Consider the following 10,410-nt stretch of genomic DNA (forward strand, 5'->3'; position numbering starts at 1 on the left):
GATTTGGGGGCCAGTTCAGTTTTCAGACGACCTTTTGATTGTGAAAAACGCTTGGAATATAAAGTTTGAAATAGGCAAAGACAAATAAACAGCCCGGTCAAAAATGACCGAGCTGTTGAATTTTTGGTCGGAGTGAAAGGATTCGAACCTTCGACCCCTTGCACCCCATGCAAGTGCGCTACCAGACTGCGCCACACTCCGACTCGAGAAGTTTGGGATTATAGTTTTCTTGTCCGGCTTTGGCAAGGGTAAAGCCGGACGGTTCCGGCTATCTGCTTGAAGCGGCTTTGAATTTGTTTGGCGTCAGGGAGGGTAGGGCTGCGGAATGGCGCATACTTGATTGGAAGCTGCGATGTTTTTCAGACGACCCCGGGGTAAACGGATGTGGCGGAATTTAATGGCTGCTATATAATTGCTGCTTTGATTTTTAATGAAAAAACAGGGCTGATGGACAATATTTTGCATGAATTGTTTGCGCGTCAGGCGTTTACGTCTAGCTTGGTAGAGCGCAATTTCGGACAGGTTTCGGGCTGGATAGAGCTGGTCGGCGTATTGATGCTGATGGCAGCGACGTTTTGGCTGTCAAACCGACTAAAAAACCGTTATTTCTTTGCGGAACAAGGTAACTTCGCGCTATTGCGGCATATAGGCAGACGGATTTTGTGGCCGGTGCTGATGATGATTTTCGGTGCGGCGGCTTTGTTTGTCTGCAACCTGACGGAGTTTCGCCCGGTATGGCTGCATCTGCTGATTTTGGCGGCGCGCTGGATGATTCTGATTCGGGTGAGCGTGGCGGTCGTTCATGCTGCTTTGCCGCAGAACAGGCTAACCGACTGGCTGGAAAAATCGGTCTCCATGGTTTTGTGGGTAGGCTTCGTGCTTTGGCTCTCGGGCTTGGACGATAAGATTTTGGAGATGCTCGACGGCATCAGCTTCTCGGTCGGTTCGGGCAAACTGAGCCTGTTGATGATTCTGAACGGGATTTTGTGGGTCGGGCTTCTGATGATAGGCGCGTCGTGGTTGGCGCGTTTTATCGGCGAGCGTTTGGAGAAAAGCAGCCTGGACAATAACCTGTCCATGATTTTGTCCAAAATCATCAAAACGGTGATGATGGTTTTGGCGGTCTTGATTGCGCTGCCGCTGGTGGGAATTGATTTGACGGTATTGTCGGTGTTCGGCGGTGCGTTAGGTGTCGGTATCGGTTTCGGTCTGCAAAAAGTGGCGAGCAACTATATTTCCGGCTTTATCATTTTGGGCGACCGCTCTATCCGTATGAACGACCGTCTGACGGTCAATAACTTTACCGGCTATGTCACCAAAATTACCTCGCGTTTTGTCGTGTTGCGCAATGCAAACGGCACGGAAGCGCTGATTCCGAACGAGACGTTGGTTACTTCAATGGTGGTCAACGAATCGTATACCAGCCGCGAATTACAGCAGGCATTCAATATACAGGTCGCCTATCATTCCGACTTGATTAAAGCTTTGGAAATCATAAAAAGCGCCGCCGCCGCACAATCCCGCGTATCAGAAAATCCTGCACCTTTGGCAGTGGTTACCAATTTCGGCGACAACGGTATTGATTTGCGCGTGACATATTGGGTAAAAGATCCTGAAAACGGCTTTGCCGCGCTGCAATCGGCGATTTTTCTGGATATTTGGCGGCAGTTTAACGAACACGACATCGAGTTCCCTTATCCGCAACGCGAAGTCCGTATCTTGAATGAAGAACTGGAGCCGAGCAGCATTGCTATGATCAAGGCGGGAATGCAGGCGCGAAGCGATACCAAATCCGACCCTTCGATGGACGCTGCCGGAGACGATTGATGGCAAAGCCCTTGAAGTATCCCGTGTCCGCGCTGGTGGTTTTGCATGATTCAGACGGTAATATCCTCTTAATCGAGCGTACTTCGCCGCAAGGTTTTTGGCAGTCGGTAACCGGCAGCATCGAGCCGGACGAAACCATAGAGGAAACCGCCAAACGCGAAGTTTGGGAGGAAACTGGTATCCGCCTTGCAGACGGGCAGCTCTGCAACTGGCACGACAGCACGGTTTACGAAATCTACCACCACTGGCGGCACCGCTATCCGAAAGGCGTGTTTGAAAACCGCGAACACATCTTTTCCGCCGAAATCCCGCGCGATGCGGTGATTGTTTTGCAACCCGACGAACACGTCGCTTACGGATGGTTCGGTATTGAAGAAGCGGCGGAAAAAGTGTTCTCCCCGTCGAACAAAAGGGCGATTTTGGCATTGGGGGAAAGGTTGGAGAAATAGAACCGACCTGATTGCTTAAAGGTCGTCTGAAAACAGCGATTGCGTTTTCAGACGACCTTTTTCCGCATTTTCAGAGAGTCTTTTGTTTGCTATACTTCCGCCGTTCAAACTTCCGTCAAATAAAGGAAATAAAATGGCAGACTTCAATAAAATCCTGACTCCGGGCGATGTGGACGCAGGTATCATCAACGTCGTCAACGAAATTCCCGCCGGCAGCAACCACAAAATCGAATGGAACCGCCGTCTCGGCGCATTCCAACTTGACCGCGTCGAACCCGCGATTTTCGCCAAACCGACCAACTACGGCTTCATCCCGCAAACCTTGGACGAAGACGGCGACGAATTGGACGTATTGCTGGTTACCGAACAGCCCTTGGCGACAGGCATCTTCTTGGAAGCGCGTGTCATCGGTGTGATGAAGTTTGTCGATGACGGCGAAGTGGACGACAAAATCGTCTGCGTCCCCGCCGACGACCGCAACAACGGCAACGCCTACAAAACCCTCGCCGACCTGCCGCAGCAGTTCATCAAACAAATCGAATTCCATTTCAACCACTACAAAGACCTGAAAAAAGCAGGTACGACCAAGGTCGAATCTTGGGGTGACGTGGAAGAAGCGAAACAGGTTATCAAAGAATCCATCGAACGCTGGAACAAACAGGCTTGATGGGTTGAAACCATAACAAAAGGTCGTCTGAAAACTTGATTTGAAAAAGTTTTCAGACGACCTTTTTTGATTTTGCAGGGGCAAACAAAGCGGGTTGAATCATTTGGGCTCGTTCTTGGTTTTGCCGTTGCTGCAATTTTTAAAATGCAGGGAATAAAAATCCGGAGGAAAGATTTTTTGTTTCGGCAGGGAGGTCGTCTGAAAGTTTGAAAAGGCAAACCGTCAATCAATCAACTGCGTGCGTACCGCACACACCCTACGCGTTGTTTTTGAAGTTTCGAGCGATTCACAGGTAGGGTGTGTGGCGCAAGCCACGCACGCAGTCGGTTGGGTATGCGGGCTACGGCTTGCTTACCATACGTATCATTAAACCGAACTGTCTGAATAATCTTTACCTTTATATACTTTTAATTCATCTTCTCCATACATTATAAGATAATCTATTATTGAATCAATATTATCTATTTGTTCAATGAGTTGACTCTCTTGGATATCAGAAATTCCTACTTGGTGGACTACTATATTTCTAAATTTACGAGCATTTATTATATTTTCTGACATTTCTTTAGTTATTAAATTTTTATTCTTATATAGATATCTTGATTGCATATCAATATTAGTAGAATTTGTTTTATGTTTTCGATAAATATCATCATCGTTTGAAACTACTTCACAAATTAATTGTATCAGGCGAGACAATTTATTGTATTCTGCTACAAATATAGCAGACTTTTCATTTGCTGCACTACTTAGATTTTCAGCCAACTCCTCTTTATCTTGCTCATCAATATAAATATCATTGATTGAATTTAAAGCAGATTCTATTTTTTCAATAACCTCATTTGAAATTTTTTTTAAATCTAAAAAATCATCCTGAGTCATTCCTTTGCAATGAGCAACCTTATTCCTATAATCATATAATTTTTTCCATCTTGTTGTCAGAAAATCTGATTCACAGTTTACAATATGGGCAAAATATCGTTCCCAATTAGTATATGGAGAATATTTTTTTATGTCTTCAATAGTTATTGTTTTATCATCAGAAATTTCTTTTAAACTGTTAATGAAATCATTAATATTGTTTTTATTATATTTTTTAAAAAGAAAATTTGATAATTGTATAAAGTCTACTTCCTGCAAAAAATCTACCTTATTATCTTTTGATTCAATCCTCATAGATTTCAAAACTTCTTCGGGTGTAGTAGATTTTTTCCAATCATAACCAACACTTATAGCCATAAATTTAGAAATTAACTTTCTCATTAAAGTCCCTGTTCTAAAAATAATGGGATATCCTTGGTGACAATATTCCTCTCCCACCCCATCATGCAGTATGATGATGTTTCTTCCACTAATATTTTGGCATATTATTCTTATTTCTCGTAGTAACTTAGAAAATATATCGATACTTTCTTTATCATTACATTCTATTGTAATATCATAATAAATAGAAGAATCAGGTAAAGTTCCTTCTGCAATTATGGTAGGAAAGCTTATGTTTTCAAATATCAAATTATTATCTTTGAAAGTTATATCCTCATGAGAAGATAATAATGCTTTAAATTTTTTGACATCTGTGCAAAGTTTAGAATTTAATTCAAAAGTTATTAAATACTCAGTTTTCATTTTGTATTTCTCTTTATTTAGGTTTTAACTAAATTTTAAGCTAATATATTTTTCAAATACTTCCCAGTATAACTCCCCTAACCTTCACCACCTGCTCAGGACTGCCCTTGGCAATATAGTGGATTAAATTTAAATCAGGACAAGGCGACGAAGCCGCAGACAGTACAGATAGTACGGCAAGGCGAGGCAACGCTGTACTGGTTTAAATTTAATCCACTATAATCCTCCCCCCGCCATCTCCCCCTTCCGGCCCCAAGTCCACAATCCAATCGGCGGTTTTAATCACGTCCAGATTATGCTCGATAATCACAATCGAGTTGCCTTTGCCTTTCAGACGACCTATGACTTCCGGCAGCAGGGCGATGTTGGTGAAGTGCGGACAGCCGCAGCCTGCATCTCCATCAACCTTGTGCGAGGTTTTGCCGCACATTCTACCTGCAAATTACACGAAACTTCAAACCGATATGTAGGGCGTGTGCGTGGGATGCTTGCAAGCGGTTTTTCTGTTCAAGCCATTGATTTAAACTTTCAGACGACCTTAAACGTCGTCTGAAAATCTATCAACGCAAAGGTCGTCTGAAAACTTTTTCAAGCCGGATTTTGGCGAAACTCGCTCCGCTTGTTTTCAGACGACCTTTTGTTCTTCAATCAAACTTCAAACCGACAATTGTTCCAGCAGTGCCTGTTTCAACGACGACTGCGTTTTCGGGTTTTTCAAATCGGGGCTGAAGACGATGAAGCTGTCTTCGACGCGTTCGTCCAGCGTGGAGATTTTGGCGTAGCGTAGGCTGACGTTGTGGGCGAAGAAGACTTCCGCCATGTCGGCGAGCAGAAAGGGGCGGTTGACGGCGGTGATTTCGACGGAGTACCAGTCGGGGTAGTCTTCTTCGGGGGTGATGGTGATGCTGGGCGCAATCGGCATGTAGCGGCTGCGGCGGCTGATACGGCGGCTGCGGCTTTGGGTTTCGGCAACGGTGTGTCCGTGGATAAAGCTGTTGAGTTCGGCTTCGAGCGCGCTTTGGATGTCGGGGTAGTCTTCGGGGGCGTGCTGCGAGGGGATTTGTACGATAAAGGTGTCGAGGATGTAGTCGTGTTCGGTGATGAAGGCGCGGGCGGCGAGGATGTCGAAGCCGTGGCGGCTGAAGATGCGGCAGAGGCGGGCGAACAGGCGCGGACCGTTAGGCATGAAGACCATGACTTGGAAGCTGTCGCTTTTGGGCAGGATGCGGCTGCGGACGATGGGGGTTTCAAAGTCGTGTACGAGGTTGGCGGCGTGCCACAGGATTTCGCGGGACTGATGGCGGGCGAAGTAGGCGGAACCGAGCGCGTTCCATAGTTTTTTCTGCTGTTTTTCGGGGACGGCGGCGCGGGTGAGCAAATCGGCGGCTTCTTGTTGGCGGCGGCCGAAGAGGGCGTGCGGATTGCCGCCGTTGCCGGCGAGGTAACGTCCGGCGGCGTGAAACAGGCTTTCCAGCAGGCTGGCGCGCCATGCGTTCCACAGTTTGGGATTGGTGCCGCGTATGTCGGAAATGGTCAGGAGGTGGAGTGCGCTGAGGCGTTCGTGGGTTTGTACGCGTTTGCAGAAGGCATCGAGTACGTCGGGGTCTTGGATGTCTTCTTTCTGGGCGACGGTGGACATGAGCAGGTGGTTTTCGACCAGCCAAGCGAGCAGGTTGCTTTCTTCTTCGGTCAGGAAGTGGTCGGCGGCAAATTGGCGCGCGTCTGCGATGCCTTGTACGGCATGGTCGCCGCCGCGTCCTTTGGCGATGTCGTGGAAGAAGGCGGCGAGATAGAGGATATCTTGTTTTTCAAAGGACTGCATCAGCGCGGAGGCGTAGGGCAGCTCGTGGCTGTGCATGTCTAGGGCAAGGCGGCGGACGTTGCGGACGACGGCGAGGATGTGGTCGTCCACAGGATAAATGTGGAACAGGTCATGCTGGAGCAGACCGACGATTTTTTCCCACGCGGGCAGATAACGGCCCAACACGCCGTAGAGGTTGAGAAAGCGCAGGGTTTGGGTCAGTCCGTTGCCGCTGCGGAAAAAGCCGGCGAAGCGGCGGCGGTTTTCGGGATTTTGGTAGAAGCTGCGATTGATTTTGCGCGTCGCGCCCCACCATGCGCGCAGGGTTTGCGGTTCGAGCGCGGTAATATCGTTGCGCTGCTGCATGATTTCGACGATTTTGAAAATGTGTTCGGGTCGTCTGAAAAAAATATCGGTGTGCCGCGCGGCGATTTGGTTGTTCACTTGGATGTAGTCGTCGTCAATCCGCAGGGTAACGCGCATCGGCGTGGAGGAAACGCGGCTTTGCAGCATGGGCGTGAGGATGCCGCTTAATTGTTTGACGGTTTTAATCGCGCGGTAAAATACGCGCATCAGTTCTTCGCTTTGGCGGCGGAGGTTCAAGCCTTTATAACCCATGCTTTCGGCGACTTGCGGCTGCAAATCGAACAGCAGGCGGTCTTCGGCGCGCTTGGCGTTTAAATGCAGATGGATGCGGATGTGGGCGAGGCGGCGGTAGCCGTGTGAAAGCATGCCGGCTTCGGTGCGCGTCAGAATGCCTTGTTTGACCAGCGCAGGCAGGTTGGCCGCCAAGCCTTGCGCCTTTGCTATCCAAAGCAGGGTATGGATATCGCGCAGACCGCCCGGGCAGCTTTTGATGTTCGGCTCCAATACCGCTCCCGAACCTTGCGATTTGGCATGGCGGTGTTCCATCTCCACCAGTTTTGCTTCGATAAACGCCGCTACATTGCGTTGCGCGTTCATTTTTTCCGTCAACTCGTCCGCTGTTTGGCGGTTGCCGAATAAAAAACGAGCCTCTAAAAACGCCGTGTCCCCCGTAATATCATCGCGCACGCTTTCGCACAGTTCGTCAACGCTGCCGCTTTTGATCGACGGAGAAAGTTTCATATCCCACAAAGCCTGTACAAATGCCGCAATTTTTTCCTGAAGGTCGTCTGAAACGGTTTCAGACGACACGACTGCCAAATCTAAATCAGAATAAGGATACAGCTCGCCGCGCCCGAAGCCGCCGGTCACCATCAGGCATAACGCGCTGTTTTGAAAATACTCTGCCCACAATGCCGCCAACAAGGTTTCGACTGCCGCCGTGTATTCCTTGAAGAACACCGACACGCGGTTGGCTTTCAAATAATGCGCTTTGGCGGCATCGCGCTGCTGTTTGAAGGTTTCCAATGCTGAAGACAGGTTTGCAGACATTTTTTATTCTTTCGAGTAGTGGGGAGAGGGCGCGGATGATTCGGCAGTCAAATATCGTTTTCAGACGACCTCTGTTGGGCATCAGAGGGATTGGTCATCAGGTTTAGCAGCTCCTGCGGCGGCATCAGCAACTGATACGCCGCCACACCCAAAGCCGTCGCCATTTTTTCAATATTCGACAACGCAATGTTCCAGCGTTTGCGCTCCACCGCCGATACATAAGTCCTGTCCAAACCGCATTGCCGCGCCAGCTCTTCCTGAGACCAGCCTTTATTCACGCGGAAAAGTCGCATGTTGTACGCCAAGACCGCCCGTAAATCCTGCTCGTCAGGCAGTTCGGCAGGCGGAGTCAATTTATTGCTCATGATTTTGTTTCCGGATAAATGGTTAAATTTAAGAATTTGCTGTTACGGATTTTACTTCACATAAAAGCCAAAAAAAAGGGGTGGCAACAGCCACACCCAAACACACACACATCAAGAGGAAAGAGATAGAGAGTATTAAATCAAAGCAGATGTATCATCTACTGATCAGAAAATCTTGAGGACTTTGAGAAGTGTCGTCTCAGTTCCAATGTCGGCGATTATAAATGAAACTCAATTTGGAGCTTTGATTCAAATCAAGTAGTTGTATATTTATAAAATATATTTTTTAAATAGATTATTTTAATAATAAAAAATAAAAAACCGCACCATTCGGTGCGGTTTTTTATTTCCACATAAGGAATTAGCGTTTTTTACCGGTAACGGTAGCAACCGCCAGGTTTTCGTTACGTTTCAGAGAAACGCTTTCTACACCTTCAGGCAGTTGGATGTCAGACAGGTGAAGGATGTCGCCGGCAACGACTTTAGTGCAGTCCAAATCCAAGTATGCAGGGATGTTGGCAGGCAAAGCAACCACTTCAACAGTAGTGTTCAACAGGGATACGCGACCGCCTTGCAGTTTCACGGCTTGAGAGTTTTCAGCGTTAACAATGTGCAGGGGAACACGGATGCGTACCGGTTGGTCGGCTTTAACGGCCTGGAAGTCGATATGTTGAACTTCGCGACGGAATGGGTGCATTTGGAAATCACGGACGATAACGTCTTTGGTTTCACCGTTCAGGGACAGTTTGATCAGTGCAGTGTGGAAAGATTCTTTTTCCAATGCGTAGAATACAGTTTTGTGATCCACAGCAATTGCAACGGGCTCTTGACCTTCACCGTACAAAATACCGGGGATTTGGCCTTCGCGACGCAGGCGGCGGCTCGCACCAGTGCCTTGTGCTTCACGAACAGAGGCTTGAATTTCATAAGTCATGTTAAATACTCCAAATTAAATAAAACTACCGTCATCGGCCGCGACCAGCTTAAGACGGCTTCGGGGTTATGGCAGCAACATGCTGCCTGTCATCACTTCTTCATTGAAAAGATATGAGACGGATTCTTCATTGCTGATGCGGCGGACCGTTTCAGCCAAAAGGCCGGCAATCGTCACTTGACGGATACGGTCGCATTGTTTGGCCGCTTCAGACAGAGGGATGGTGTCGGTAACGACAACTTGGTCGATTTCGGACGAGGCAATACGGCTGACTGCCTCTCCGGAGAATACGGCGTGGCTGGCATATGCCAAGACACGTTCTGCTCCGCGCTCTTTCAAAGCGACGGCAGCTTTACACAGCGTATTCGCAGTATCAATCATGTCATCCACAATCAGACAGGTACGGCCTTGAATATCGCCAATAATATTCATGACTTCCGCCACATTGGCTTTCGGGCGGCGTTTGTCGATAATTGCCAAATCGGCATTTAATGATTTTGCAACAGCACGGGCGCGGACTACGCCACCGATATCCGGGCTGACTACGGTCAGGTTTTCAATCCGCTGCTGTTTGATGTCATTCAATAGAATAGGAGTGGCATAGATGTTGTCGACAGGGATATCAAAGAAACCCTGAATCTGGTCGGCATGCAGATCAACAGTCAAAACGCGGTCGATACCTGCCGAATACAACATATTCGCCACCAGTTTGGCGGAAATCGGAACGCGCACAGAACGCGGACGGCGATCTTGCCGTGCATAGCCGAAATAGGGAATTGCTGCGGTAATACGACCGGCTGAGGCGCGCTTCAGCGCATCAGCCATAGTAAGGATTTCCATCAGGTTGTCGTTGGTTGGGGCGCAGGTGGGCTGCAGGATAAAAACATCACGACCACGGACGTTTTCCATTAATTCGATGGCAATTTCGCCGTCTGAGAATTTGGATACGGAGGCTTCGCCTAACGAAATATCCAAGTGTTTGACAACGCGTTGCGCCAACTCCGGATTTGCGTTGCCGGTAAATACCATCAAACTGTCGTATGCGGCCATATCTTCACCTGTTTTTATGTTTAACTTCCGCTCAGAAAACGTCATGCTTCCCTCTGCTTTATGTCCAAGACATTATGGGTGTTATTATACGCATAATGACCGGCATAGTGAATTAAATTTGCGGCGTTGCATTACCGTTCCGTCTTTTTTCGCCCCAAATTTATCACGACAAAACAAAGTTTTTCAGCGTTGTCATTGATTCTCAACATAAAAGAGCGTGTAAGGAAACTTACACGCTCTTATTTGGCTGGGGAGGAAGGATTCGAACCTTCGCA

8 protein-coding genes, 1 tRNA gene and 3 pseudogenes are annotated in these 10,410 nt (G+C 48.0%); 4 read left to right on the forward strand and 8 right to left on the reverse strand.

Annotated elements, in window-relative coordinates:
- Positions 1 to 124: 124 nt before the first annotated feature.
- Positions 125 to 201: transfer RNA gene (locus HMPREF2954_RS05350), tRNA-Pro, on the reverse strand.
- Between the two features lie 246 nt (positions 202 to 447).
- Here HMPREF2954_RS05350 and HMPREF2954_RS05355 point away from each other — a divergent pair.
- The 3 genes from HMPREF2954_RS05355 to HMPREF2954_RS05365 all read left to right on the forward strand — a co-directional run bounded on the left by HMPREF2954_RS05355 (position 448) and on the right by HMPREF2954_RS05365 (position 2,943).
- On the forward strand, positions 448 to 1,827 hold the full coding sequence (locus tag HMPREF2954_RS05355; protein WP_045072767.1) for a mechanosensitive ion channel family protein: 1,380 nt from the start codon (positions 448 to 450) through the stop codon (positions 1,825 to 1,827).
- A complete protein-coding gene (gene nudB / locus HMPREF2954_RS05360) occupies positions 1,827 to 2,276 on the forward strand; it encodes a dihydroneopterin triphosphate diphosphatase (protein ID WP_045072766.1) in 450 nt (149 codons plus the stop codon). The genes HMPREF2954_RS05355 and nudB overlap by 1 nt, the downstream gene beginning before the upstream one ends.
- A gap of 133 nt (positions 2,277 to 2,409) precedes the next feature.
- Positions 2,410 to 2,943 carry an inorganic diphosphatase gene (locus HMPREF2954_RS05365; RefSeq protein WP_045072765.1) on the forward strand — a complete coding sequence of 178 codons (534 nt, stop codon included), beginning with the start codon at positions 2,410 to 2,412 and terminating at the stop codon, positions 2,941 to 2,943.
- Between the two features lie 366 nt (positions 2,944 to 3,309).
- On the opposite strand, the gene HMPREF2954_RS05370 is transcribed toward HMPREF2954_RS05365, so the two are convergent.
- Both HMPREF2954_RS05370 and HMPREF2954_RS13385 read right to left on the reverse strand, forming a co-directional pair.
- Positions 3,310 to 4,569, reverse strand: coding sequence for a HEPN domain-containing protein (locus tag HMPREF2954_RS05370; RefSeq protein WP_070689039.1), 1,260 nt, complete (start codon positions 4,567 to 4,569; stop codon positions 3,310 to 3,312).
- 35 nt (positions 4,570 to 4,604) lie between these two features.
- Positions 4,605 to 4,684 (reverse strand): annotated as a pseudogene (locus HMPREF2954_RS13385) (DNA helicase UvrA); the annotation flags it as partial.
- Between HMPREF2954_RS13385 and HMPREF2954_RS12930 the strand changes: the two are divergent.
- Positions 4,681 to 4,788, forward strand: a pseudogene (locus tag HMPREF2954_RS12930) (IS5/IS1182 family transposase); the annotation flags it as partial. The pseudogenes HMPREF2954_RS13385 and HMPREF2954_RS12930 overlap by 4 nt on opposite strands.
- Here HMPREF2954_RS12930 and HMPREF2954_RS05375 read toward each other — a convergent pair.
- From HMPREF2954_RS05375 to HMPREF2954_RS05395, 5 genes and pseudogenes are all read right to left on the reverse strand, one after another.
- A pseudogene (locus HMPREF2954_RS05375) lies at positions 4,787 to 4,945 on the reverse strand (DNA helicase UvrA); the annotation flags it as partial. The pseudogenes HMPREF2954_RS12930 and HMPREF2954_RS05375 sit on opposite strands and share 2 nt — an antisense overlap.
- Before the next feature lie 279 nt (positions 4,946 to 5,224).
- The gene (gene glnD, locus HMPREF2954_RS05380) at positions 5,225 to 7,786 is read right to left on the reverse strand and encodes a [protein-PII] uridylyltransferase (RefSeq protein ID WP_045072762.1); all 2,562 of its coding nucleotides are present in this window, start codon (positions 7,784 to 7,786) and stop codon (positions 5,225 to 5,227) included.
- Positions 7,787 to 7,833: 47 nt separating this feature from the next.
- On the reverse strand, positions 7,834 to 8,151 hold the full coding sequence (locus HMPREF2954_RS05385; RefSeq protein ID WP_045072761.1) for a helix-turn-helix domain-containing protein: 318 nt from the start codon (positions 8,149 to 8,151) through the stop codon (positions 7,834 to 7,836).
- A 361-nt stretch (positions 8,152 to 8,512) separates the two neighbouring features.
- Complete coding sequence (locus HMPREF2954_RS05390; protein ID WP_003755233.1) at positions 8,513 to 9,085, reverse strand: 50S ribosomal protein L25/general stress protein Ctc; 573 nt, start codon at positions 9,083 to 9,085, stop codon at positions 8,513 to 8,515.
- 66 nt (positions 9,086 to 9,151) lie between these two features.
- Positions 9,152 to 10,135 (reverse strand): ribose-phosphate pyrophosphokinase, encoded by a 984-nt coding sequence (locus HMPREF2954_RS05395; protein ID WP_045072760.1) that lies wholly within the window; start codon positions 10,133 to 10,135, stop codon positions 9,152 to 9,154.
- Positions 10,136 to 10,410 lie beyond the last annotated feature (275 nt).

Source organism: Neisseria sp. HMSC067H09, from assembly GCF_001814135.1.
Classification (GTDB): domain Bacteria; phylum Pseudomonadota; class Gammaproteobacteria; order Burkholderiales; family Neisseriaceae; genus Neisseria.

Coding starts and splice junctions, on each gene's coding strand:
- HMPREF2954_RS05355 (WP_045072767.1), top strand. CDS start 448: ATGGACAATATTTTGCATGAATTGTTTGCGCGTCAGGCGTTTACGTCT.
- nudB (WP_045072766.1), top strand. CDS start 1,827: ATGGCAAAGCCCTTGAAGTATCCCGTGTCCGCGCTGGTGGTTTTGCAT.
- HMPREF2954_RS05365 (WP_045072765.1), top strand. CDS start 2,410: ATGGCAGACTTCAATAAAATCCTGACTCCGGGCGATGTGGACGCAGGT.
- HMPREF2954_RS05370 (WP_070689039.1), bottom strand. CDS start 4,569: ATGAAAACTGAGTATTTAATAACTTTTGAATTAAATTCTAAACTTTGC.
- glnD (WP_045072762.1), bottom strand. CDS start 7,786: ATGTCTGCAAACCTGTCTTCAGCATTGGAAACCTTCAAACAGCAGCGC.
- HMPREF2954_RS05385 (WP_045072761.1), bottom strand. CDS start 8,151: ATGAGCAATAAATTGACTCCGCCTGCCGAACTGCCTGACGAGCAGGAT.
- HMPREF2954_RS05390 (WP_003755233.1), bottom strand. CDS start 9,085: ATGACTTATGAAATTCAAGCCTCTGTTCGTGAAGCACAAGGCACTGGT.
- HMPREF2954_RS05395 (WP_045072760.1), bottom strand. CDS start 10,135: ATGGCCGCATACGACAGTTTGATGGTATTTACCGGCAACGCAAATCCG.